The following is a 24,293-nucleotide window of genomic DNA, read 5'->3' on the forward strand; positions in this document are numbered from 1 at the left end:
ACTATAAGAGATGTAAAAACTATATAAGACTCAGTGGAGAACTGACAATGGAAAAGCTGGCATTCAAGCCATGGGAAAGGGTCATATCCGACATTCGACTTGTACCGAAAATGGTCATGTTGATGGTATTCAGTACCGTTCTGATCGTGGCAAAACAACTTTGGGACGCAAACACATTTTACGATTCACTTTTAGCAGCCACTCAAAATGCGCAAGTTGCTCAACAACATTATGAAGCGTATTTGACTCAAGTAGTGTGGCAGACCGCGCTACTTATCGTCGTTTTTGTGGCTTTACTATTAGCAGCCGCACGCGTAATGCTGCGCCAAACTCAGTATCTCAATGAAGCCATCAAATTAATGGCGAGCAAAAACTTGTCGGTACCGTTTGGTATGGACTGTAAAGATGAATACGGAGATGTGGCACGAGAGCTAGAGAAAACGCGTCGCCAACTGCATGATGTGATTCAAATGCAAATCAACGCATCCGACGAGCTAGCGACACTGACGGAAGTGATGACACTGAGCATGTCAGAAACTAAAGAGTCGGCGCAGGAAGAGTTCAACGAGATTGACCAACTGGCGACGGCCATGAGCGAGATGTCATCGACCGTACAAACGGTGGCCGATCATGCTCAAACGGCTTCTTCTTTGACGGAACAGGCGTCCACGCAAGCCGTAACGGGTCAACAGTTCTTGCAAAGCACAGTGGCGAAAATGAGCGAGCTATCTTCAGATATTGCGTCTTCTGCACAAGCCGTAAACCAAGTCGAAGAGCGTGTTGAGTCGATTGGTAGCGTAGTTGGTACGATTCAAGGCATCTCTGAGCAAACCAACTTGCTTGCTTTGAATGCGGCGATTGAAGCGGCGCGTGCTGGTGAAGCAGGGCGTGGTTTTGCTGTGGTGGCGGACGAAGTTCGTAACCTTGCGCAGCGCACGCAACAAGCGACGGTGGAAATTCAAGAAATGATCACTCAGCTACAGGCCAGCGCGACTTCTGCGGTTGATTTGATGGAGAAAAGTGTTGTCGAAGCGGCTGAAGGCGTGGAACTGGTTTCTAACGCAGGTAGTGAACTTGATGGCATTGTTGCTCAAGTAACACAAATCAACGACATGAACTTCCAAATTGCCACCGCTTCAGGACAACAAAGCAGTGTAGCGGAAGAAATGAGCCAGAACTTAACGAACGTTCGTGAGCTGGTTGAAGCATCGGTCGTGGTGGTCACAGAGTTACTGGAAACCTCTGAAATGATGCAAAGTAACGCCGAAGAGCTAGATAAGAAGATTAAGTCATTTAGCGTATAAAGCGAATTGGATTTGATAAAACGCCCACAAACCTTTTGTGGGCGTTTTTATTTGCTTTAAGTCTGGTATAAAGAATGAATCACCGTGCTTTTCACACAAGGAAGAAACATGCAGCTGCCTTCGTCACTGGTCTCTGTCGCCGAATCTGCCGTTCAAAATGCCCAAGAAGCGGGTTACCTTCAATCATGGCCAAATGAGGTCGTAGAGCAGTTTCATTACGTCTCGGCGTTGAGCCAATTTATTACGGAAACCATTCACCGTGACGAGGCTCTCGCGCAGCAGTTACCAACGATGTTAAGTGAGCTTAGCCGACACCAAGCTTATCGCACCAGTCTGGCCGCTTTATTGGCAGAATGCCCAGATGAAATGTCTGGTCATCGCGTTCTGCGTCAGTTCCGAAATCGAGAAATGGTCTACATCGCGTGGAAAGACTTCTTACATGCTTGGACACTTGAAGAGTCATTACGTCATTTGTCCCAATTGGCAGAGGCGATGATCTTTGAGACATACCAATGGCAATACAAAATTTGCTGCGCAGAGTGGGGAACGCCGACTAACGCCGAGGGCGAAGCGCAGCCGATGCTGATCATTGGGATGGGTAAGCTAGGCGGCGGCGAACTGAATTTCTCTTCCGATATCGACCTGATTTTTACTTACCCTGAAAACGGCGAAACCCAAGGTGCCCGCCGCAGTATCGCCAATGCGCAGTTCTTTACTCGTCTTGGTCAGCGGATCATCAAAGCACTCGATCAACAGACGTTTGATGGTTTTTGTTATCGCGTCGATATGCGGTTGCGTCCATTTGGAGAAAGCGGCCCGTTGGTAATGAGCTATGCTGCGTTGGAAGATTACTACCAAGAGCAAGGACGAGACTGGGAACGTTACGCGATGATCAAAGCGCGCGTGATGGGATGCGAAATGTATCCGCAATATCAAGAGCTACGCAAAATGTTGCGTCCGTTTGTGTTCCGTCGTTACATCGACTTTAGTGCGATTCAGTCGTTGCGCCGCATGAAATCAATGATCAGCAGTGAAGTGCGACGTCGCGGTTTAACCAACAACATCAAGCTGGGTGCTGGTGGTATTCGAGAAATTGAGTTTATCGCGCAAGTTTTCCAACTGATTCGTGGCGGGCGAGAGCCATCTTTGCGCAATCGTGGCTTGCTCGAAACCCTAAGTGGTATTGAAGAGCTTGCACTGTTAACCCCGCAAGAAGTCAGCAATCTGGAAGCGGCATATAAATATTTACGCCAGCTAGAAAATCTACTGCAAGCAATGGCAGACAAGCAGACTCAAACGCTGCCCGATTGCGACATTGAGCGTTTAAAACTGGCAACTGCGATGCAGCTAGAGTCGTGGGATCTGCTCATCGAACAAACTCAGCAGCACATGAATAAAGTGCATCAAGTATTTGAAACCTTGATTGGTGACGACGAAGAAGATGAGGGCAGCACGATTGCTCGTCATTTCCATGAATTATGGGATATGGCCAATAAACAAGATGTGCTAGAGCTGATTTTAGAGCAGGACATTCAAGTTGAAGAGCCCGCCATATTCTCTAAAGCTATCATCAACTTTAAAGCCGACTTGGCCAAGAAAACGCTCGGCCCCCGTGGGCGAGAGGTCTTAAACCGCTTGATGCCAAAAGTGTTTGATGCGGTGTTTGCCCACCCAGACGCTCAATTTGGTTTACCGCGAGTGTTGCATTTACTGCACAATATTTGCACGCGCACGACTTACTTAGAATTGTTGGATGAACACCCTGCCGCATTGGTGCAGTTAGTGCGCTTGTGTACCGCAAGTCCAATGATTTCCGAACAGTTGTCTCGTTATCCAATCCTTCTGGATGAGTTGATAGATCCTCAACAGCTGTACAACCCAATTCCACTCGATAGCTATCGCACTGAATTGCGCGATTTCCTTGCTCGTATTCCCGAAGATGATATGGAGCAGCAAATGGAAGCGCTGCGTCAGTTTAAGCAAATTTGTATTCTACGTATTGCCGCAGCGGATATCGCTGGCGTGCTTCCAGTCATGAAAGTAAGTGATCACTTAACTTATCTAGCAGAAGCCATTGTTGAAGCGGTGGTCAGCCAAGCGTGGCTTCAAGTGTCTGAAAAATACGGCGAGCCAACACACGTGAAAGACCGTGAAGGCAAAGGCTTTGCCGTGATCGGTTATGGTAAAGTCGGTGGATGGGAGTTGGGCTACAACTCAGACCTAGATATCGTCTTTATGCACGACTGCCCAGTTAATGTATACACCGATGGTAAGAAGGAAATTGACGGTCGTCAGTTCTACCTTCGCTTAGCACAGCGCATCATCCATATTTTCTCAACCCGCACCGCATCAGGCATTCTATACGAAGTGGACACTCGCTTACGTCCTTCTGGGGCGTCCGGCCTGTTGGTGAGTCCAACCGATGCGTTTGATGATTATCAACATCAAGATGCGTGGACTTGGGAGCATCAAGCTTTAGTACGCGCTCGCATGATTTATGGTGATGAACCATTGGCGATTGCTTTCCATAACACTCGTCATGATGTGTTGTGTAAACCGCGTGATGAGCAAACGTTGAAAAAAGAAGTCGTCGAGATGCGTGAAAAAATGCGCGATCATTTAGGCGGTAAGAAATCTGGTCGCTTCATGATCAAGCAAGACGTCGGTGGTATTACCGATATCGAATTTCTGGCTCAATATTTGGTGCTTAACTATAGTCACGAGAAACCTAAGCTTACGCGTTGGTGTGACAATGTCCGAATATATGAAACGCTAATTGCTCAAGGTGTCATGGAGGAAGACCAAGCGATGCAACTGATACGCGCGTATACGACGATGCGTAACGAAATACATCACAGAAACCTACTTAATTTGGATGCAGATGTGGTTGAAGATAAGTTTGTTGCAGAAAGAGAATGGGTGAAGCAAGCATGGAACCAGTGGTTCGCCTAAGTAGAAGTAGTGCTCAAGGTTCAGCCTAGAAAAAGGCTGTGCTAAACTCACCACGATTTAATTTTTGGAGACCAATAATGAAACCAATTCTACCTGATTACAACAGCGCTGGTGTGCTCATCATCGGTGATGTCATGCTAGACCGTTACTGGTATGGCCCAACTGGACGTATCTCGCCAGAAGCACCAGTACCTGTTGTAAAAGTAGAAAACAATGAAGAGCGTCCGGGTGGTGCTGCGAACGTTGCGATGAACATCGCGTCACTAGGTGGTCATGCTCACATTGTTGGTCTGACTGGTGAAGATGAGCCAGCAAAAGTGCTAACGGAAACACTCAGCGCATTGAACGTGAAGTGTGATTTTGTTGCGTTGCCTGATTATCCAACTATTACTAAATTACGCGTTATGAGCCGTGGCCAGCAACTTATCCGTCTTGACTTCGAAGATAAGTTTGAGAATACCGACGCTACCACGGTTCTGTCTCGTATGGATGCAGCGCTACCAAACGTGAAAGCGGTGATCATGTCTGACTACGCAAAAGGCTCTCTAGAGCACGTTCAAGCGTACATTCAGAAAGCGCGTGCAGCGAATATTCCTGTTTTCATTGATCCTAAAGGTGCGGACTTTGAACGTTACCGCGGTGCAACTCTACTGACACCAAACATGAAAGAGTTTGAAGATGTGGTCGGTAAAGTGAAATCGGATCAAGAGCTGGTAGAGAAAGCTCTGGCACTTGTTGAAGAGTTTGATTTTGAAGCGCTATTGGTAACACGTAGTGAGCACGGTATGACGTTGATTCGTCGTGGCCAAGAGCCATTCCATCTACCAACGCAAGCGAAAGAAGTCTACGACGTAACAGGTGCTGGTGACACGGTGATTTCTGTACTTGCAGCATCGGTTGCGGCAGGTAAATCCTTTGAAGAAGCGTGTGCACTTGCTAATGCAGCTGCTGGCGTTGTCGTGGGTAAACTGGGTACGTCGACGCTGTCTGAAATTGAATTGGCAGAAGCGGTTCATGGCAGTCAAGACACCGACTTTGGTGTCATCTCAGAAAAAGCACTGATTGAAGCGGTGAAAAAAGCACGTGCTCGTGGCGAGAAAGTCGTCATGACCAATGGCTGTTTTGATATTCTTCACGCTGGTCATGTGTCTTACCTTAACCATGCTGCTGAGCTAGGTGATCGCCTAATTGTCGCAGTAAATACCGATGAGTCTGTAAAGCGTTTGAAAGGCCCTGGTCGTCCAGTAAACCCAACCGATCGCCGTATGGCAGTATTGGCAGGTTTAGGTGCAGTTGACTGGGTTGTTCCGTTTAGTGAAGATACGCCACAGCGTCTGATCTCTGAAGTGCTGCCAAGCATGTTAGTTAAAGGCGGTGACTACAAACCAGAAGAGATTGCCGGTGGTAAAGAAGTGATTGCAGCAGGTGGTGAAGTTCGTGTTTTGAACTTTGAAGATGGTTGCTCAACCAGTGAAATCATCAATGCAATTAAAGGCGGCAAAGGCTAAGCCTTACTGCTTTGAACAATACTATCTGGAAGGTCGCTGCAAAGCGGCCTTTTTGTTTTTCTATGCTTGCTGTCCTACGTTCTGGTATAGCAATGCATTTGCGAGATAATCGCTAGGCGTACAATGTTAGGTACTTTGCATCGAATGATAGACAACAAAAAACGCCAGTTGAATCAACTGGCGTTTTAATTTCGTTGTATAACTGAACGTTATTTCGCTGGTTTCAAACCTGCATCCACATCCAAGATGTCTTGTTCGCTTAGTGTACCAACCGCTTGGCGAAGCTGAAGAACACTCAGGATGTAGTTGTAACGAGCGTCTGAAAGGTTTTTGTTCGCATCGTATAGGCGACGAGTTGCGTCTAGAACATCAACGATAGTACGAGTACCTACATCAAAACCTGCTTCCGTCGCTTCTAGCGCAGATCTCGCTGAAACTACCGATTGCTCATACGCTTTTAACGCACCAATAGAAGCGTTGATGTTGTTGTTTTGTGCACGAACATCTTTCACTACGCTACGGTATTGAGCTTCAAGATCTTCGCTTGCTGCAACGTACGCAAACTCAGCTTGTTTGGTTTGTGATGTCACGTTGCCGCCAGTGTAAAGTGGCACTGCTAGGTTAACGCCAATATTGAAGCCGTCGCTTGTACGGTCACTATTTGCATTACGGCCAAGACCACTGTTGTAGTTACTTTCTGTGCCTGAATAATCACCGTAGTTGTAACCACCATCTAGAGATAAAGTTGGTAGGTGACCAGAGCTAGCTAGTGAGATGTTGTCGCGCGCGATGTCTTGAGAAATACGAGCTGACAATAGGCTAAGGTTCTTCGTTTTCGCTTCTTCGATCAATGTTTCAGCAGGGCTGCTAGTACGAGTCGCAGAGAAACGGTTAGTATCAAGAACGTTTAAGTTTTTGTGTTCTTGACCTGTGATTTCACGTAGCGATTCGTAGCTGTTGATCAGATCATTTTCTGCCAACACTTCATCCGCTAGTACTGCATCGTACTGAGCTTGTGCGTCGTGAACGTCAGTAATTGCCGACAAACCAACTTCAAAGCGTTGTTTTGTTTGTTCTAGTTGGCGACCAACGGCTGCTTTTTCTGCACGAACGAAGACTAGGTTGTCTTGAGCGCGCAATACTTCGAAGTACGCTTGAGAGACACGAAGGATCAAACCTTGTTGGGTTGCTGCGTAAGTAGCGTCTGCTTGACGAGCGCTTTTCTCTGCTGTGTCTAGAGAAATCCAAGATGCACGGTTATAAAGTGTTTGAGAAAAGCTAACACCAGCGGTTAAGGCGTCTTGATCGTTTGATGATTTGCCTAAAGCGCTATCGTCGTAGTCGGTGTCGCCACGAGTTAGGTTGTAACCCGCAGTTAGGTTGATTTGTGGTAATAGAGCACTACGGCTAGAGGTGATTGCTTCAAAAGCTCGGTCACGCTGTGCTGCTACACTGAGCAATTGTGGATCATTTTGCTTTGCTAAGTCGTAGATTTCAGCTAAAGAATCTGCCCATGCAGAAGAACTTATGCCACCTAGCGCTGCACTGATAAATAGTGGAAGCAATTTTTTCATTTTCTATTCCCGCGGTCAATAGATTGGTTAATTCTCAGTAGTTTAACTCAATTTGAACGATATTTACTCTAAAGTTTGCACTTTTTTACACGTAACTATCCATTTGTGCAATAAATTTTTGGCTCAGACTTAAAATAAATTATAACTATTGTACAAAAAGTTGAGCCAAGTCCTTTGAGCAAGTGATTAACAATGAGTAAACTACAAGATTCACTCAGAGAGGTGTTGAATGCAACAGTGTGACAAACGACAAGATGAGTTTACTTCACGAGACGTAGAAATCATCTCGAAAGAATCTGTGTTTGAAGGCTTCTTTAAAATGGTGAAGTACCGTTTTAAGCATAAGCTATTCGCTGGCGGTTGGAGCGACGTGGTTGAACGAGAAATGTTCGAGCGTGGCCATGCCGCGGCAATGCTGCCCTACGATCCTAAAACGGATCAAGTGGTTATCATTGAGCAGATCCGCATTGGCGCATTGGAACATGAACACCCTTGGCAGCTAGAAATTGTCGCCGGTATGATCGATCGCGATGAATCCGCAGAAGAGGTGATTCGCCGTGAAGCCGAAGAAGAAGCCGGCATTACCGTAGGGCGAGTGGCATCAGTCACGTCTTATTATCCTTCTTCCGGTGGATGCTCTGAAAAACTGGATGTGTTTGTTGGTGAAGTTGATGCTTCTAAAGCGCACGGCATTCATGGTTTAGACTATGAAGATGAAGACATTCGAGTTCATGTGCTAAGTCGTGAGCAAGCGTACCAATGGGTGAAAGACGGAATATTTGAGAATGGTGCTTCTATTATTGCGTTGCAATGGTTGCAACTAAACCATCAAGAGTTGAGGTCACAATGGGGATATCCCCAAATAGTGGAGAGTAAGTAATGGCGCAGGTGGCTGAAAAACAGCGATATCATGTTGATTTAGCAGGTCTGATGAGAACCTATGAGACCAATTACGCTAAGTTAAATGCCTTACTGCCTGTCTCTGCTGAGGTTGGGGATGTACGTTGCTATCAAGCGGCGAACATGGTTTACCAACTGACCGTGAATGAAATCACAAAATACACCACAGTTGTTGAGATATGTCAGAGTGATGAAACGCCAGTGTTTCCTTTGCCGACGATGTCTGTCAGGCTTTATCACGATGCGAGAGTGGCTGAAGTATGCTCAAGCGGAGAGTTCTCACGCATTAAAGCTAAATATGATTATCCCAATGACCAGTTGATGCAGAGAGATGAAAAGCATCAACTTAATACGTTCCTTGGTGAATGGCTGACGTTTTGTTTACGAAGTGGCATTAGTAGAACGCCGCTTGCCTTCAATTGATCGTCACGTCATTCAAGGAAAATAACAAGAAACTATAGAGTGAACGAATCAGGTTTTCATTTTGCAATCATCGAATGACAGCATCAAACTTTTACAAATCACGGATACTCATCTGTTCGCTGCAGACGAGGGAAGTTTGCTGAGCGTAAAAACAGCCGACAGCTTTTCAGCTGTGGTTAACGAAGTTTTGCGCCGCAAAGTGGGGTTTGATTACATTTTAGCGACTGGCGATATTTCACAGGATCATAGCGCTGAGTCTTATCAACGATTTGCTGATGGCATTGCGCCGCTGCGAAAGGATTGTTATTGGCTGCCGGGAAATCACGATTACAAACCCAATATGGGAAGTGTGTTACCTTCACCACAAATTCAAGCGGCAGAACATGTGTTGCTGGGTGAAAAGTGGCAATTGATTTTGCTTGATTCTCAAGTAGTAGGCGTGCCTCATGGGCGCTTAAGCGATCAGCAGTTGACTCTTTTGGAAGAGAAATTAACGGAATTTCCTGAGCGCCATACACTGGTTTTATTGCATCACCATCCTTTGCTGGTGGGGAGTGCTTGGCTTGACCAGCATACGTTGAAAGACGCAGAAGCGTTTTGGCAAGTTGTGGATCGATTCGACAATGTAAAAGGCATTTTGTGTGGGCATGTTCATCAAGACATGAACGTAATACACAAAGGTATTCGAGTGATGGCAACACCATCAACGTGTGTCCAGTTTAAGCCGAATTCCGATGATTTCGCACTTGATACCACATCCCCAGGTTGGCGTGAGCTAGAACTGCACACCAACGGCGACATCACAACCCATGTCGACCGTTTACCAGAAGGCCAATTCCAGCCAGATTTCTCTTCCAACGGATATTAATGATGCCCGAGCTCTAAGTTCGGGCTCGCTTTTTCATGCGAGACTTCTATGAGTAAACCTTCACTTCTATTGTACATCCACGGTTTCAACAGCTCACCGCTCTCAATGAAAGCCAATTTAATGAGAGAATATTGCGCGCAGCATCGTCCGGACATCAAAGTCATCGTCCCACAATTGCCTTGCTTTCCTAAACAAGCCGCTCAATTGTTGTTGGATATTGCTGAGCAATACAAAGATGACTACAACATTGGCTTAGTGGGTAGCTCGCTTGGTGGTTACATGTCGACGTGGTTAAATGCGAAGTACGGTTTTAAAGCGGTTGTCGTGAACCCTGCAGTTAAACCTTATGAGTTGCTTGTTGATTATTTGGGAGAGCAAACCAACCCATACACGCATGAAACCTATACACTTGAAGCTTGTCATATTGACGAGTTAAAAGCTCTTGATGTACAAAGCATCGCGTCGCCACACTCTTTCTGGTTGTTGCAGCAAACCGAAGACGAGATTTTAGACTATCGCCAAGCGGTAGATAAGTTTGCAAAAGCTAAGCAAACAGTAGAACAAGGCGGTGATCACAGTTTTGTAGGCTTTGAGCGTTATCCTGCTAAGATTATCGAATTCCTTGAACTGTAATACTAATGAGACGATTGGAATAGGCTCATAGTTTTTATTGATATATCCAACTGTTTCTTGACATAGGCGGTATGCTTTCCGACTATGTTTTGCCTAAAGATCTTAAGGGTCATCGACCCTGGCTACGTTGTTATGCATCAGATTTATAAACACTTAACGATGCTGACAGGGTAGCTTTTTCGTTTCCTGAGTATGTGCTTACCGATAGGTAAGACTTGGGTAACAAGTAAACTTTGAGAACAATTCCGTATTATGACTGAACAATATAATGCTGGTGCCATTGAAGTACTGAATGGCCTTGAGCCAGTACGTCGCCGACCAGGGATGTATACGGATACAGCGCGCCCAAACCACTTGGGCCAAGAAGTTATCGATAACAGTGTCGATGAAGCGCTAGCCGGACATGCCTCAAAAGTACAAGTCATCCTACATGCTGACCAATCACTAGAAGTGATCGATGATGGTCGAGGCATGCCTGTTGATATCCACCCTGAAGAGAAAGTATCTGGTGTTGAGCTGATCTTATGTAAGCTCCATGCGGGTGGTAAATTCTCCAACAAAAACTACCAGTTTTCAGGTGGTTTGCACGGTGTAGGTATCTCAGTAGTAAACGCGCTGTCTAAGCGAGTTGAAGTGACGGTACGTCGTGATGGTCAAGTGTACGAAATTGCTTTTGAGCACGGTGACAAAGTATCAGACCTTACTGTAACGGGCACATGTGGTCGCCGCAATCGCGGTACTAGCGTGCACTTTTGGCCGGATGCGAAGTATTTCGATTCAGCTAACTTCTCTGTAACTCGTTTGGTGAACAACCTACGAGCGAAAGCGGTACTTTGCCCAGGTCTAGAAATTACGTTTACCGATAAAGTAAACAACAAAGACTACCAGTGGTACTACGAAGATGGTTTGAAAGACTATCTAGCCGAAGGCGTAAAAGGTTACCCAGTACTACCAGAAGAACCGTTTACTGGGGAGTTTTCTGCAGACACAGAAGCAGCAAACTGGGCAGTAATCTGGCAGCCAGAAGGCGGCGAGATGATCACCGAAAGTTACGTGAACCTTATCCCAACAGCTCAGGGTGGTACACACGTAAATGGCCTTCGCCAAGGTTTGTTGGATGCGATGCGTGAGTTCTGTGAATTCCGCAACTTGCTACCACGTGGTGTGAAGCTAACGGGCGATGATGTTTTCGACCGTTGTTCGTACGTGTTGTCGGTTAAGATCCAAGATCCACAGTTTGCTGGCCAGACTAAAGAGCGTCTTTCTTCTCGTCAAACTGCAGCGTTTGTTTCTGGTGTGGTAAAAGATGCATTCAGTCTGTGGCTAAACGAAAAGCCTCAACTTGCAGAGCAACTAGCGGAAGTGTGCATTGCTAACGCCCACCGTCGTATGCGCGCAAGCAAGAAAGTCGTACGTAAGAAAGTCGCATCGGGTCCTGCCTTGCCAGGTAAGCTAACAGACTGTTCCGTACAAGACTTAAATCGCACCGAAATCTTCTTCGTGGAGGGTGACTCGGCGGGTGGCAGCGCGAAGCAAGCCCGAGATCGCGAATTCCAAGCGGTGATGCCACTGCGTGGTAAGATCCTAAACACATGGGAAGTCTCTGCCGATCAAGTTCTGGCATCTCAAGAAGTGCATGACATCTCGGTTGCGTTGGGTATCGACCCAGACAGCGACAACCTTGACAGCCTACGCTATGGTAAAATTTGTATCCTTGCCGATGCGGACTCGGACGGTCTTCACATCGCAACGCTATTGTGTGCTTTGTTTACTCGTCACTTCCGCGCGCTCGTTGAAGCGGGTCATATCTATGTAGCAATGCCGCCTCTGTATCGAATCGACTGTGGTAAAGAAGTCTTCTACGCCCTCGATGACGATGAAAAAGATGGCATTCTAGAACGTTTGTCGAAGAAGAAAGCCAAAATCAACGTACAACGATTCAAAGGTCTGGGTGAGATGAACCCAATTCAGCTACGCGAGACCACAATGGATCCGAACACGCGTCGTTTGGTTCAGCTTACGATCGACGACTCTGAAGCCACTATGGAAATGATGGACATGCTGCTAGGTAAAAAACGCGCAGATGACCGTCGTTCTTGGCTACAAAACAACGGCGATTTGGCAGAGGTTTAACGGATGTCTACAGAAATTACCTACGATGGCGTTGAACAGTTGCCAATGCGCAAGTTCACTGAAGACGCTTATCTGAACTACTCGATGTACGTAATCATGGACCGTGCATTGCCATACATTGGCGATGGTTTAAAACCGGTTCAACGACGCATCATTTACGCGATGTCGGAGCTTGGTCTTTCGGCATCAGCAAAATACAAAAAGTCTGCACGTACCGTTGGTGACGTGTTAGGTAAATACCACCCGCACGGTGACTCTGCATGTTACGAAGCGATGGTATTAATGGCGCAACCATTCTCTTACCGTTACCCACTGGTTGATGGTCAGGGAAACTGGGGTGCTCCGGATGACCCGAAATCTTTCGCGGCAATGCGTTATACCGAAGCGAAACTGTCGAAGTTTGCAGAAGTATTGCTTGGTGAGTTAGGTCAGGGCACTGTGGAATGGCAACCAAACTTTGATGGCACGATGAAAGAGCCTCAAATGTTGCCAGCACGTCTACCTCATATCTTGTTGAATGGCGTAACGGGTATCGCGGTTGGTATGGCGACAGATATCCCACCTCACAACGTTCGTGAAGTGGCTGACGCAACTATCCATCTGATCGACAATCCGAAAGCAGAATTGCCTGAAGTTATGCAGTTTGTGAAAGGTCCAGATTACCCGACAGAAGCGGAGATCATTTCGCCTCAAGCGGAAATTGAAAAGATCTATCGCAACGGCCGTGGCAGCATCAAGATGCGTGCGGTATGGCATAAAGAAGGGTCAGACATCGTCATCACGTCGATTCCGCATCAAGTGTCTGGCTCGAAGCTGCTTGAGCAGATCGCAAACCAAATGCGTGCGAAGAAGCTACCAATGGTAGAAGATCTTCGTGACGAATCGGATCATGAGAACCCAACTCGCATCGTAATCGTGCCACGTTCGAATCGCGTTGATTGCGATTTGCTGATGAACCACTTGTTTGCATCTACTGATCTAGAGCGTAGCTACCGTGTTAACTTGAACATGATTGGCTTGGATAACCGTCCTCAAGTGAAAGGTCTCGTACAGATCCTATCTGAGTGGATTGAGTTCCGCCGCAGTACCGTGCGTCGTCGTTTACAATACCGTTTAGACAAGGTGATGGCTCGTCTACACATCTTAGAAGGTTTGTTAGTTGCTTACCTCAACCTAGATGAAGTGATTGAGATCATTCGTACCGAAGACGATCCAAAAGCGGTGTTGATGGAACGCTTTGGTATTACCGATATTCAAGCCGATGCGATTTTGGATACCAAACTTCGTCATCTAGCGAAGCTAGAAGAGATGAAGATCCGTGGTGAACAAGACGAACTCGAGAAAGAGCGTGAGAAGCTAGAGCAGCTGCTTGGTTCTGAGCGTCGTCTGAACACACTGCTTAAGAAAGAAATTAAAGCCGACGCAGAGAAATACGGCGATGACCGTCGTTCTCCTTTAGTTGAACGTGCTGAAGCAAAAGCACTGACTGAGCGTGACCTAGTTCCAAGTGAACCAATTACCGTTGTTCTGTCTGAAAAAGGTTGGGTTCGTCATGCGAAAGGACACGATGTTGATGCGGAAAGTTTGAACTACAAGTCTGGCGATAAATACTTGGCGCATGCGCGCGGTAAGAGCAGTCAGCCGGCGGTCTTCCTTGGCAGTGATGGTCGAAGTTACTCGCTTGAGTCGCACTCGTTGCCATCAGCACGTAGTCAAGGTGAGCCGATTACTGGTCGCTTGAATATCACGGCGGGTAGCAGTATTCGTCAGGTGATCATGAGCGAAGAAGATCAGCTATGGCTGGTGGGCTCCGATGCTGGTTACGGCTTTGTGTGTAAAGGCGCTGATTTGCTATCGAAGAACCGTAGCGGTAAAGCGTTGGTTACGTTGCCTGCAAATTCTGAAGTGATGACGCCAAAAGAAGTCGGCGATCTGGATTCGGATGAGATTCTAGCGATTACCAACCAAGGGCGTATGTTGTTGTTCCCAATTAAAGACTTGCCGCAATTAGCGAAAGGTAAAGGTAACAAAATCATCAATATCCCAGCAGCTAAAGCGAAAGAGCGTGAAGAAGTGTTGTCCCACTTAATCGCGTTGCCGCAAGGTGCTTCTTTAACCTTGTACGCTGGTAAGCGCAAGCTAGGTTTGAAACCTGCTGATCTTGAGAACTTCCGTGGTGAGCGTGGTCGCCGAGGTAGTCTGCTGCCAAGAGGCTTACAGAGAGTGACGCGAATCGACGTTGAGCTTGGTGAGTCGAGCAGTTCTGAAGAATCGAGCGAAAGCGAATAAAACGAATAGAAACAAAAATCCCAGCCATTGGCTGGGATTTTTTTATGCTTCTTGTTTGTCTTCGGCGATGGTGACTTTTAGAGTCATTTCCTTGCCTTTACGAATGATACCAACGTCGACAGAAGTGCCTGGGCGTAAATCCGTGACGATATCCATCACGCTTTGACGGCCCTGAACTTTATTGCCATCGATACTGATAATGATGTCTTGCTTTTCAAAGCCTGCGGCACTTGCTGGACCATTTGGGTCGATACCTAAAACAACGATACCGCCAATGTGCTCGTTTCCTAGTAAACGGGCCGTCACTGCATTGATGTCTTGCCCATCAATACCGATGTAGCCGCGAATCACACGACCATCAGCGATGATTTTCTGCATAATTTTGCTGGCGAGTGGGGCAGGGATTGCGAATGAGATACCGTAGGTTTCAAGATCGGTTGCCTGCTGAAAAGACGCGGTGTTGATGCCCACCAATTCACCTTGAGTATTCACCAATGCGCCGCCCGAGTTACCTTCATTGATTGCAGCATCAGTTTGGATGAAGGCTTGACGACCATCGCTAATAGAAGAGCGACCTGTCGCGGAAATAATGCCGAAGGTCGTGGTTTGCCCTAAGTTGTATGGGTTACCAATCGCTAAAACGACATCACCAACCTGAGGTTTGTATTCGGAATTCAATGGGATGACAGGTAGGTTAGAACCTTCAACTCGTAAAACGGCAATGTCCGTGCGTTTGTCGGTGCCAACAAGTTGAGCAGCAGCAGCTCGACCATCTTGCAATGCAACAACGACTTGGTCTGCTTGAGCTACCACGTGATAGTTGGTAATGATATAACCTTTTTCGCTGACGATAACCCCAGAACCCAGCCCTTGTGTCGAGAGTTTACTGCGATCGTTTTCAACGTATTTTCGGCTGTAGATGTTCACAACCGCTGGCGCAGCTCTTCTTACGGCTTGGTTAAACGACAACTCAAGAGATGCGATATTTTTCGGTTGTTGGTCGAGCGCGACAGGAATAACGTTATTGCGCAATGATGGAACTGCGAGCAGTACAACGGCAGCGGTTGCTAAGCCTAAAAAGACAGAACGTAATAAAAAGCTAAGCATATCCTCTCCATGCATGAGCGCCAAAATGGCATAGAAAGGTGAAGAATAGCATTACATTGAAAAATAACAAAAGGGCAGTGCGTGATCGCACTGCCCTTTTAATAATCAGATTGATAGTAAGATTAACTCTTCGAGCTTCATCACCAAGAGTGATGGTTCAATCGTCTGGGTTTGCCCTGATTTTAGATGCTAGAGACTATCGAATCACCAAGTAGATAGTGCGTTCCCCTCGTTGAATATTTAGTGCAAGCACACCTTTGTGTTTATCAACAATAGAGCGAAGCTCCGCAAGGTTTTTCACTCGTTGACGATTGACGCCAATAATGATGTCACCTTGTTTTAGCTGGTATTGCGCGGCAGGTGAATTCTCTGCAACACTGGAGACTTTTACCCCTTGGATTACATCACTCGGTGTAGTGTTACTTAACTCTGCTCCTTTTAGGCCTTCATGCAACGTTTCCGCTTTGGCTTTCATGTTGGTGGACTCGCCAAGAGTCACGTCAAACGATTTGCTCTTACCATCACGAATAACGCCTAGCGTGATCTTCTTACCTGCTCCTAATGTGGCGACTTTGGCGCGCAACTCAGAGAAAGTGTCGATTGACTTACCGTTCACTGATACAACCACATCACCGGCTTTTAGACCCGCTTTGTCCGCTGCGCTATCAGGCACGACTTGGCTGATGAATGCCCCTTTACTTGACTCGTAACCCAGTGCTTCTGCCAGCTCAGAGGTCACTTCACCACCTTGAACGCCCAACATGCCACGTTTTACTTCACCAAATTCTAAAATCTGCTCAGTGAGGTTTCTCATCATGTTCGATGGGATCGCAAAACCAATCCCGACGTTGCCGCCATTTGGTCCCAAAATGGCGGTGTTAATACCGATCAGCTCACCGTTAAGGTTCACCAATGCACCGCCAGAGTTACCACTATTGATTGCAGCATCGGTTTGGATGAAGTTTTCGAAGTTCTCCACGTTTAAACCACTACGACCCAGTGCAGAAACGATACCCGAGGTGACGGTTTGGCCGAGGCCAAATGGGTTGCCGATAGCAACAGTAAAGTCGCCGACGCGTAACTTGTCAGAGTCGGCAATCTTAATCTGAGTTAGATTTTTCGCTTTTTCTAATTTCAGCAATGCGACGTCTGCCATCTCATCACCACCAACGAGTTCTGCATCGTACTCGCGGCCGTCATAGAGGCGCACTCGAATTTCATCCGCACCTTTGATCACATGATAGTTAGTGACGATGTGCCCTTTTTGGGCATCAATAATGACGCCAGAGCCCAATCCGCGGAATGGACGCTCTCGAGTTTGCTCCATCGGGAAGTCAGGGCCGAAGAAGAACTGAAATTGTTCCGGAATACGACTGGTTTGAACTTGTTTACCCTCAACCGCAATACTCACGACTGCTGGGGTCACTTTTTCTAGCATCGGGGCTAGGCTTGGTAATTGCTGGCCATCGACACTTAGAGGCAGTGCTGCCGTGGCCGTTATCGGCGTGATAATGGAACTCAAACTTAAAGATAGAACGGTTAGCGCAAGCAATGGCTTTTTCATCCAGTAACTCCTCTTGAAACATGTCTGCCAAAAAGAAATATCCGCACTTTACACCAATAAGAATAAGCGTTTGGTCATCCATGACAGGGTACGTTTAGCCCAACCGAGAGCGCATGCCATTATTCAAAGGCCGCAATCGACTGAAACGAATTGCCTGCATAGGTTTATGAACATCAACTTATCTTGATTGATATTTTTAATATAAGGTCTAGTTTGGATATTCAAAGGGTGACGGCAGTTCACATGCAAGTTAGAGAGGGATTGCTGCAGAAAAGTTCAAAAAGGGTCGATACAAATTACGATTTATATCGACCCAAAAGAAAGGAAAAGAGCAGGTTAAGAGGCTTTAGCCGTCACCACGTCGGGAGCGTTGATGATCTCTTTTTCTTGATCTTTCAAAAGACCAGTCGCGCCGTTGGCGTAGTCTTTTGGTTGTTCGTTGACCTCTGGCTGGTCTTCTTTGATTTGCTCTGAAGACATCGCCGTTTTCTTATCAAACGGGTTATCTTGTTCTGGCAAGTTAGGCAGAAGTTCTGAAGAGGTCTTCGCCATATGTTGGTAGAGTTTAGTGTAATCCTTACCCAGGGTATCCAACATTTCTGCGGTTTGTGCAAAATGATCTACGAGCTCTTGACGTTGTTGCTCTAGTTCAAACTTAGCCGCTTCAAGTTCTTTTTGCACAGACTTTTGTTTCTTGTATTCAGGGGTGGTTAGTCTACTAATGACTACGCCTACGATTGTACCGACCAGCAAACCCACAATGGCATAAATCCAAGGCATAACTGCTCCTTATAGTTGTTTTAACAAGTCTTTTACTACTTAGTTACACGCGGTGCTTGTCCATGTTACTATGGCTTTCACAGCCGATAAAGAAAAATAGCAGTATGTCTTCGGGGACTGATAACTACTTCTCTCTATTCTCAAAGTTGACCCCGAGGTGACCATTTTCTCTGTACCTCTAATACGACTTAATCTGATGACACCACTAAAACGATATCAAAAAGATATAGCAGAACATGGATTCCAGCGCGATGAAGCCCAGCATCAAGCCGTTGTCGCTTTAGACAAACTCTACCATGATATTGTTGAGTTTCAGTCTGCGCCGATCCCTCAACTTTCTAAATGGCAAAAGCTCATGGGTAAGAAGGTCGAGATGCCTCAACCCCCAAAAGGTTTGTACTTTTGGGGTGGGGTAGGCCGAGGTAAAACCTATTTAATGGATGCCTTTTTTGATGCCTTACCTACTGACAGAAAAATGCGCGTGCACTTTCACCGCTTTATGTATCGGGTACATGACGAGTTAAAGCGCTTGGGGGAGGTAGAAAATCCTCTCTCCAAAGTTGCCGACTTATTTAAACAAGAAGCGGATATTGTTTGTTTTGACGAGTTCTTTGTCTCTGACATAACTGATGCCATGATTCTTGCCACATTGTTGCAAGAAATGTTTAAGCGTCAGATGGTGCTGGTGGCGACGTCAAACATCGAACCACAAAATTTGTATCGTAATGGCTTACAGCGAGCACGTTTTCTTCCTGCTATTGATATGATTTTGGCGCGTTGCCATGTACTAAATGTGGATAGTGGTGTCGATTATCGTCTGAGGACTTTGGAACAAGCCGAAATCTACCATTATCCATTGGATGAGCAGGCTTCTATTAATTTAAATACCTATTATCAGCAGCTTACGGCTGAGCGTAAAAGCGTTGCCCACAAAATCGACATTAATCATCGACAGATTAACGTGATTGAAGCCAGTGATGGGGTGTTACACGCTTCTTTTGAGCAGTTGTGCCAAACCGCTCGAAGTCAAAACGATTACATTGAACTCTCACGTATTTATCACACGGTTTTACTGGCCGATGTTCGTCAGATGAATCGTAAAATTGATGATGCTGCGAGGCGTTTTATTGCTTTAGTCGACGAGTTTTATGAGCGTAACGTAAAACTGATTATTTCAGCGGAAGTCGAGATGGATGCCTTATATAGCGAAGGACAACTGGAATTTGAGTTCAAGCGTTGTGTATCGCGTTTAACCGAGATGCAGAGTCATGAGTACCTTGCTCGCGAGCATTTGGCGTAAATTTGATTGCCTCTTTAAAAAGTGAAGAAAAAATTAGTGATTTGGCGCAAAAAAAGGTGATTTTTTCTTCGCTCTTCTCTATAATCCTGCGACCCACCGTTACTGCAGACCGGATTATCGAAGTTATTTCGAAATAGATGGTCGAGAGTACCAACGACTCGAAGGGGTGATGACTGGGCTCTTAGACAGTGTGGGAGCACCAAACGGGTGTTCCTTTAAAGTTTAAATTTTAATTAACGGGTTATTATTAGCATGAAAACTTTCGTTGCTAAACCAGAAACTGTAAAACGCGACTGGTACGTTGTAGACGCTGAAGGTAAAACTCTTGGCCGTCTAGCAAGTGAAATTGCATCTCGCCTACGTGGCAAACATAAAGCTGAATACACTCCTCACGTTGACGCTGGTGACTACATCATCGTTATCAACGCTGAGAAAGTTGCTGTAACTGGTAACAAAGCTAAAGACAAAGTGTACTACCGTCACTCTGAGTTCCCAGGTGGTCTAAAATCTATCACTTTTGAAAAGCTGATCGATCGTAAACCTGAGATGGTTCTTGAGCTAGCAGTTAAAGGCATGCTTCCACGTGGTCCTCTAGGCCGTGCTATGTACCGTAAGCTTAAAGTTTACGCAGGCGCTGAGCACAACCATGTTGCTCAACAACCACAAGTACTAGACATCTAATTGGGGATTTCGAAAATGGCAGAGAATCAATACTACGGCACTGGCCGTCGCAAAAGCTCAGCTGCACGTGTTTTTATTAAACCAGGCAGCGGCAACATTGTAGTAAACAAGCGTAGCCTTGATGAATACTTCGGTCGTCCAACTTCTCGCATGGTTGTTAAACAACCTCTAGAGCTAGTTGAACTAACTGAGAAGCTAGACCTTTACGTTACAGTTAAAGGCGGCGGTATTTCTGGTCAAGCTGGTGCTATCCGTCACGGTATCACTCGCGCGCTTATGGAATACGATGAGTCTCTACGTCCTGCTCTACGTGCAGCTGGTTACGTTACTCGTGACGCTCGTTGCGTTGAACGTAAGAAAGTTGGTCTACGTAAAGCACGTCGTCGTCCACAGTTCTCTAAGCGTTAATTTCCTTTTACCGGAGATTATGCTTTCCAGAATTATTCTGGGACTGTGCACCAAAAGCTCGGCTATATGCCGAGCTTTTTGTTTTTTATTGTCAGATAAAACATCCGTTCTCTCTGGTTACCTCAGAACACTCCCCCTTAATATCCACGCAACATTTTACGAAGGTTTTATCGCGATATTTATGCTTTCCTTGTGCTACAAAAGTTTAAATTTACGTGTTAGTGATTTTTGTCACTTATTGAAAGCTCATTCGGTGTAATTCTCTGAAAACAACCAAAATAAAAGGCATTTGAGGCTTAATTTTGTTGTTCTTCATTTCGCTTTCTTGTTACAAATCACATCAATTTTTTATAATTCTGCCGCTTTTGTGACGACGCGAGCGATTTGCCTCACAAATGTTACAAAAAGGTAGCTTTATCTTGTCAAAAAGTAGGGTTTTCTTTATCATTTCTCCCCAATAATTAGAACTAAATTCATTATTTGTTAGCCATGCTCTTATAAGCGGAATAATAACGATCCAAAGGGAGCAAATGGGAGAATGTTTGGATGAGCAACGCGCCTTTAAATAACGGTCGCAGGCGTTTTCTAACCGCTACAACGGCAGTTGTTGGTGGGTTAGGGGCAGTCGCCGTCGCCGTGCCTTTTATTAAATCATGGAATCCGAGTGCTAAAGCCAAAGCGGCGGGTGCACCGGTGGAAGTGGATATAAGTAAAATTGAACCAGGTCAGCTGGTACGTGTTGAGTGGCAGGGGAAACCTGTATGGATTGTTCGCCGTACTCAAAGCGTTCTGGATAACCTAAAAACGATCAGTGATAAGCTTCGTGATCCACAATCTGAAATGGAACAGCAGCCAGAGTACGCTCAGAATGAGTTTCGCTCGATTAAAGAAGAGTACTTTGTTGCCGTTGGTTTCTGTACTCACCTTGGTTGTTCACCTACCTACCTACCAGACTCTTTCTCAGAGCAGGTGCAGGGCGTAAGGTCTGGCTTCTTCTGCCCTTGTCATGGTTCTAAGTTCGATATGGCAGGCCGAGTATTCCAAGGGGTACCTGCTCCATTGAACCTTGTCGTTCCTAAACACATGTATTTGAGCGACACCAAGCTCATTGTGGGTGTTGATGAGGGGGATGCATAATGCAAGCACTATTAGATTGGGTAGAAAAGCGTATTCCAGCAATGAATGCTTATAAAAAGCATTTATCTGAATACCCAATGCCGAAGAACTTCAACTTTTGGTATCTTTTTGGTTCTCTGGCGATGCTGGTTCTTGTTAACCAAATCCTAACGGGTATTTGGCTAACGATGAACTACGTTCCTTCTGGTGAAGGTGCGTTTGCATCTATCGAATACATCATGCGTGACGTTGAGTACGGTTGGCTTCTGCGTTACATGCACTCAACTGGCGCATCAGCGTTTTTCGTTGTTGTATACCTGCACATGTTCCGTGGTCTGATCTACGGTTCGTACCAAAAGCCTCGTGAACTACTGTGGATCTTCGGTATGTTGATCTTCCTAGTTCTAATGGCTGAAGCATTCATGGGTTACCTACTACCATGGGGTCAGATGTCATACTGGGGCGCTCAGGTAATCATTTCTCTGTTTGGTGCAATCCCTGTTATCGGTGATGACTTAACGCTTTGGATTCGTGGTGACTACATCATCTCAGGTGCAACGTTGAACCGTTTCTTCGCACTACACGTAATTGCGCTGCCTATCGTACTACTTCTACTTATCGTGCTTCACGTATTGGCACTGCACGAAGTGGGCTCTAACAACCCTGACGGTATCGAAACTAAGTTACCAAAAGGTTCAATGGGCGATGATTACAAAACGCAGTTCAAGTTCCACGATTACTACACGAAGAAATACGATATTATTGACTCTATTCCTTTCCATCCATATGGCACGGTTAAGGATTTGGTTGGTGTCGCTGGCTTCTTGTTCTTCTTCTGTTATGTGTTGTTCTTTAACCCAGAAATGGGTGGATACTTCCTTGAGCCGCCTAACTTTGAAGCTGCAAACCCATTGAAGACGCCTGAACACATCGCTCCGGTATGGTACTTCACTCCGTTTTACGCAATCTTGCGTGCGGTTCCAGACAAGCTATTGGGTGTAATCCTAATGGGTGCGTCTATCGCTGTACTGTTTGTTCTACCTTGGTTGGATCGCTGTAAAGTACGTTCGTACCGTTACCGTAGCAAAATCCACCTATTGAATATTGTTCAGTTCACTATCGCCTTTATCGCTCTGGGCATCTTAGGTGCGTTGCCTGCAACACCGACGTACACACTACTATCTCAGATCTTTAGCTTGTGTTACTTCATGTTCTTTGTACTGCTGTTCTTCTACAGCAAAAATGAAGCAACCAAACCATTACCAGAGAGGGTGACATTCAAATGAAGAAGTGGATTGTAATTCTATTTGCTATGTTGCCATCTCTTGCGATGGCAGCAGGGGCCAACGTTCCGCTTGATAAAGCAAACGTGGACCTAACGGATAAAGCTTCGCTACAAAATGGCGCGAAGTTGTTCATGAACTACTGTTTTGCTTGTCACTCTACGCAATACCAGCGTTATGAGCGTGTAGCAACAGACTTAGATATTCCAGCTGACCTAATGAAGGAAAATCTGATTTTCAACCCTGAAGCGAAAATCGGTGACCTCATGGTTAATGCTATGCCACCGAAGCAGGCGGCAAACTGGTTTGGTGCTCCACCACCGGATCTAACTTTGGTAGCCCGAGTGCGTGGTGCGGATTGGTTGTACACATACTTACGCTCTTTCTATGTTGATCCATCTCGTCCATTTGGCGTGAACAACATCGTATTCCCAAGTGTTGGTATGCCGCACGTTCTTGAAGAACTGCAAGGTATTCCAACGCCAGTGTACGGCACTAAGATGGTTGATGGTGAAGAAGTCAAAGTGGTTGTTGGTACTGAGACAAACGGTACTGGCGAATTAAGCGAAGGCGAATATGACAAAGCGGTTGGTGACTTGGTGAACTTCTTGGTTTACGCCGGCGACCCAGTTCAACTTGAGCGTCATGCTTTGGGTTGGTGGGTAATGGGCTTCCTAGTTCTACTAACGATTGTTGTCGTGATGCTTAAGAAAGAGTATTGGCGTGATGTGCATTAATTGTGCTATCATACCGTGCTAATTCCCAATTTTAATTGATGGATAATGGAGGCTTAGCCTCCATTATTTTTATTTGTAAGTGTACTGGAGGGCTCCATGGCTGTAGCTGCCAATAAACGTTCTGTGATGACTCTTTTCTCAAGTGCATCAGATTTGTATAGCCATCAGGTTCGCATCGTACTAGCTGAAAAAGGCGTAAGTGTTGAAGTTGAGCTTGTTGATGAAGCTAATCTTCCTGCTGAGCTTGTTGAGCTAAACCCATATAAATCAGTGCCAACTCTTGTTGACCGTGAGCTAGCTCTTTACGATTCAAAAATCATCATGGAGTACTTGGACGAGCGTTTTCCTCATCCACCTCTAATGCCGGTTTACCCAGTTGCTCGTGGTAACAGCCGTTTGATGATGTACCGTATTGAACGTAACTGGTACTCACTAGCTGAAAAAATTGTTAAAGGTAATGCAGAAGAGTCAGAAAAAGCGCGTACGAAACTTCGTAACGATCTACTGACTCTAGCGCCAATTTTTGCTGAATACGAATACTTCATGAGTGAAGAATTCAGCCTAATCGATTGTTACCTAGCTCCACTATTGTGGCGCCTACCTCAACTTGGTATTGACCTAGTTGGCCCAGGCTCAAAAGAAATCAAGGTATACATGAACCGCGTATTTGAGCGTGATTCATTCCTTGCTTCTTTAACTGAAGCTGAACGTGAAATGCGTCTAGTTCGCTAAG

Annotated in this window: 20 protein-coding genes; 16 read left to right on the forward strand and 4 right to left on the reverse strand. The window is 45.9% G+C overall.

Annotation, left to right across the window (positions count from 1 at the left end):
- The first annotated feature begins 47 nt into the window (after positions 1-47).
- The 3 genes from UF05_RS21400 to hldE all read left to right on the forward strand — a co-directional run bounded on the left by UF05_RS21400 (position 48) and on the right by hldE (position 5,764).
- Positions 48-1,304, forward strand: coding sequence for a methyl-accepting chemotaxis protein (locus tag UF05_RS21400; protein ID WP_005455439.1), 1,257 nt, complete (start codon positions 48-50; stop codon positions 1,302-1,304).
- A 108-nt stretch (positions 1,305-1,412) separates the two neighbouring features.
- A complete protein-coding gene (glnE, locus tag UF05_RS21405; RefSeq protein WP_045544857.1) occupies positions 1,413-4,256 on the forward strand; it encodes a bifunctional [glutamate--ammonia ligase]-adenylyl-L-tyrosine phosphorylase/[glutamate--ammonia-ligase] adenylyltransferase in 2,844 nt (947 codons plus the stop codon).
- A 77-nt stretch (positions 4,257-4,333) separates the two neighbouring features.
- Positions 4,334-5,764, forward strand: coding sequence for a bifunctional D-glycero-beta-D-manno-heptose-7-phosphate kinase/D-glycero-beta-D-manno-heptose 1-phosphate adenylyltransferase HldE (gene hldE / locus UF05_RS21410; RefSeq protein WP_045544858.1), 1,431 nt, complete (start codon positions 4,334-4,336; stop codon positions 5,762-5,764).
- Positions 5,765-5,973: 209 nt separating this feature from the next.
- Here the strand turns inward: hldE and tolC are convergent, their stop codons facing one another.
- Positions 5,974-7,338: an outer membrane channel protein TolC gene (tolC, locus tag UF05_RS21415; protein ID WP_005497054.1), complete on the reverse strand. Its 1,365-nt coding sequence runs from the start codon at positions 7,336-7,338 to the stop codon at positions 5,974-5,976.
- Between the two features lie 229 nt (positions 7,339-7,567).
- Between tolC and nudF the strand changes: the two genes are divergently transcribed.
- The 6 genes from nudF (at position 7,568) to parC (ending at position 14,584) form a co-directional block, all read left to right on the forward strand.
- Positions 7,568-8,218, forward strand: a complete 651-nt coding sequence (gene nudF / locus UF05_RS21420; RefSeq protein WP_005497056.1) for an ADP-ribose diphosphatase — start codon at positions 7,568-7,570, stop codon at positions 8,216-8,218.
- Positions 8,218-8,661 carry a DUF1249 family protein gene (locus tag UF05_RS21425; RefSeq protein WP_005482022.1) on the forward strand — a complete coding sequence of 148 codons (444 nt, stop codon included), beginning with the start codon at positions 8,218-8,220 and terminating at the stop codon, positions 8,659-8,661. The genes nudF and UF05_RS21425 overlap by 1 nt, the downstream gene beginning before the upstream one ends.
- Before the next feature lie 61 nt (positions 8,662-8,722).
- On the forward strand, positions 8,723-9,529 hold the full coding sequence (gene cpdA, locus UF05_RS21430; protein WP_025501319.1) for a 3',5'-cyclic-AMP phosphodiesterase: 807 nt from the start codon (positions 8,723-8,725) through the stop codon (positions 9,527-9,529).
- A 48-nt stretch (positions 9,530-9,577) separates the two neighbouring features.
- Positions 9,578-10,162, forward strand: a complete 585-nt coding sequence (gene yqiA, locus UF05_RS21435) for an esterase YqiA (protein ID WP_025632920.1) — start codon at positions 9,578-9,580, stop codon at positions 10,160-10,162.
- 252 nt (positions 10,163-10,414) lie between these two features.
- The gene (gene parE / locus UF05_RS21440) at positions 10,415-12,295 is read left to right on the forward strand and encodes a DNA topoisomerase IV subunit B (RefSeq protein WP_005457157.1); all 1,881 of its coding nucleotides are present in this window, start codon (positions 10,415-10,417) and stop codon (positions 12,293-12,295) included.
- Between the two features lie 3 nt (positions 12,296-12,298).
- Positions 12,299-14,584, forward strand: a complete 2,286-nt coding sequence (parC, locus tag UF05_RS21445) for a DNA topoisomerase IV subunit A (protein WP_045544859.1) — start codon at positions 12,299-12,301, stop codon at positions 14,582-14,584.
- A 42-nt stretch (positions 14,585-14,626) separates the two neighbouring features.
- Here the strand turns inward: parC and degS are convergent, their stop codons facing one another.
- The 3 genes from degS to zapG form a co-directional block, all read right to left on the reverse strand.
- Positions 14,627-15,691, reverse strand: coding sequence for an outer membrane-stress sensor serine endopeptidase DegS (degS, locus tag UF05_RS21450; protein ID WP_005490480.1), 1,065 nt, complete (start codon positions 15,689-15,691; stop codon positions 14,627-14,629).
- A gap of 196 nt (positions 15,692-15,887) precedes the next feature.
- Positions 15,888-17,255: a Do family serine endopeptidase gene (locus UF05_RS21455; protein ID WP_025541290.1), complete on the reverse strand. Its 1,368-nt coding sequence runs from the start codon at positions 17,253-17,255 to the stop codon at positions 15,888-15,890.
- A gap of 336 nt (positions 17,256-17,591) precedes the next feature.
- Positions 17,592-18,035, reverse strand: coding sequence for a Z-ring associated protein ZapG (gene zapG, locus UF05_RS21460; RefSeq protein WP_005457173.1), 444 nt, complete (start codon positions 18,033-18,035; stop codon positions 17,592-17,594).
- Positions 18,036-18,231: 196 nt separating this feature from the next.
- Here zapG and zapE point away from each other — a divergent pair, with 196 nt between their 5' ends.
- From zapE to sspA, 7 genes are all read left to right on the forward strand, one after another.
- Positions 18,232-19,335 carry a cell division protein ZapE gene (zapE, locus tag UF05_RS21465; protein WP_020840080.1) on the forward strand — a complete coding sequence of 368 codons (1,104 nt, stop codon included), beginning with the start codon at positions 18,232-18,234 and terminating at the stop codon, positions 19,333-19,335.
- Between the two features lie 252 nt (positions 19,336-19,587).
- Complete coding sequence (gene rplM, locus UF05_RS21470; RefSeq protein ID WP_005396465.1) at positions 19,588-20,016, forward strand: 50S ribosomal protein L13; 429 nt, start codon at positions 19,588-19,590, stop codon at positions 20,014-20,016.
- A gap of 15 nt (positions 20,017-20,031) precedes the next feature.
- Positions 20,032-20,424, forward strand: a complete 393-nt coding sequence (rpsI, locus tag UF05_RS21475; protein ID WP_005458217.1) for a 30S ribosomal protein S9 — start codon at positions 20,032-20,034, stop codon at positions 20,422-20,424.
- A gap of 546 nt (positions 20,425-20,970) precedes the next feature.
- Positions 20,971-21,561 carry a ubiquinol-cytochrome c reductase iron-sulfur subunit gene (gene petA, locus UF05_RS21480; protein ID WP_005479718.1) on the forward strand — a complete coding sequence of 197 codons (591 nt, stop codon included), beginning with the start codon at positions 20,971-20,973 and terminating at the stop codon, positions 21,559-21,561.
- Positions 21,561-22,826 (forward strand): cytochrome b, encoded by a 1,266-nt coding sequence (locus UF05_RS21485; RefSeq protein WP_005479717.1) that lies wholly within the window; start codon positions 21,561-21,563, stop codon positions 22,824-22,826. Before petA ends, UF05_RS21485 begins: the two co-directional genes overlap by 1 nt.
- The gene (locus UF05_RS21490) at positions 22,823-23,560 is read left to right on the forward strand and encodes a cytochrome c1 (RefSeq protein WP_005479715.1); all 738 of its coding nucleotides are present in this window, start codon (positions 22,823-22,825) and stop codon (positions 23,558-23,560) included. Before UF05_RS21485 ends, UF05_RS21490 begins: the two co-directional genes overlap by 4 nt.
- Before the next feature lie 96 nt (positions 23,561-23,656).
- A complete protein-coding gene (gene sspA / locus UF05_RS21495) occupies positions 23,657-24,292 on the forward strand; it encodes a stringent starvation protein SspA (protein ID WP_005458199.1) in 636 nt (211 codons plus the stop codon).
- Position 24,293 lies beyond the last annotated feature (1 nt).

It is taken from the genome of Vibrio sp. S457-15, from assembly GCF_000960545.1.
Taxonomy (GTDB): Bacteria; Pseudomonadota; Gammaproteobacteria; order Enterobacterales; family Vibrionaceae; genus Vibrio; species Vibrio parahaemolyticus.

What these genes read in the sequence shown, in the direction of transcription:
- UF05_RS21425 (WP_005482022.1), top strand. Translation starts at nt 8,218, where the DNA reads ATGGCGCAGGTGGCTGAAAAACAGCGATATCATGTTGATTTAGCAGGT.
- UF05_RS21400 (WP_005455439.1), top strand. Translation starts at nt 48, where the DNA reads ATGGAAAAGCTGGCATTCAAGCCATGGGAAAGGGTCATATCCGACATT.
- UF05_RS21455 (WP_025541290.1), bottom strand. Translation starts at nt 17,255, where the DNA reads ATGAAAAAGCCATTGCTTGCGCTAACCGTTCTATCTTTAAGTTTGAGT.
- parE (WP_005457157.1), top strand. Translation starts at nt 10,415, where the DNA reads ATGACTGAACAATATAATGCTGGTGCCATTGAAGTACTGAATGGCCTT.
- sspA (WP_005458199.1), top strand. Translation starts at nt 23,657, where the DNA reads ATGGCTGTAGCTGCCAATAAACGTTCTGTGATGACTCTTTTCTCAAGT.
- parC (WP_045544859.1), top strand. Translation starts at nt 12,299, where the DNA reads ATGTCTACAGAAATTACCTACGATGGCGTTGAACAGTTGCCAATGCGC.
- UF05_RS21490 (WP_005479715.1), top strand. Translation starts at nt 22,823, where the DNA reads ATGAAGAAGTGGATTGTAATTCTATTTGCTATGTTGCCATCTCTTGCG.
- UF05_RS21485 (WP_005479717.1), top strand. Translation starts at nt 21,561, where the DNA reads ATGCAAGCACTATTAGATTGGGTAGAAAAGCGTATTCCAGCAATGAAT.
- zapE (WP_020840080.1), top strand. Translation starts at nt 18,232, where the DNA reads ATGACACCACTAAAACGATATCAAAAAGATATAGCAGAACATGGATTC.
- tolC (WP_005497054.1), bottom strand. Translation starts at nt 7,338, where the DNA reads ATGAAAAAATTGCTTCCACTATTTATCAGTGCAGCGCTAGGTGGCATA.
- nudF (WP_005497056.1), top strand. Translation starts at nt 7,568, where the DNA reads ATGCAACAGTGTGACAAACGACAAGATGAGTTTACTTCACGAGACGTA.
- hldE (WP_045544858.1), top strand. Translation starts at nt 4,334, where the DNA reads ATGAAACCAATTCTACCTGATTACAACAGCGCTGGTGTGCTCATCATC.
- glnE (WP_045544857.1), top strand. Translation starts at nt 1,413, where the DNA reads ATGCAGCTGCCTTCGTCACTGGTCTCTGTCGCCGAATCTGCCGTTCAA.
- degS (WP_005490480.1), bottom strand. Translation starts at nt 15,691, where the DNA reads ATGCTTAGCTTTTTATTACGTTCTGTCTTTTTAGGCTTAGCAACCGCT.
- zapG (WP_005457173.1), bottom strand. Translation starts at nt 18,035, where the DNA reads ATGCCTTGGATTTATGCCATTGTGGGTTTGCTGGTCGGTACAATCGTA.
- rpsI (WP_005458217.1), top strand. Translation starts at nt 20,032, where the DNA reads ATGGCAGAGAATCAATACTACGGCACTGGCCGTCGCAAAAGCTCAGCT.
- petA (WP_005479718.1), top strand. Translation starts at nt 20,971, where the DNA reads ATGAGCAACGCGCCTTTAAATAACGGTCGCAGGCGTTTTCTAACCGCT.
- rplM (WP_005396465.1), top strand. Translation starts at nt 19,588, where the DNA reads ATGAAAACTTTCGTTGCTAAACCAGAAACTGTAAAACGCGACTGGTAC.
- yqiA (WP_025632920.1), top strand. Translation starts at nt 9,578, where the DNA reads ATGAGTAAACCTTCACTTCTATTGTACATCCACGGTTTCAACAGCTCA.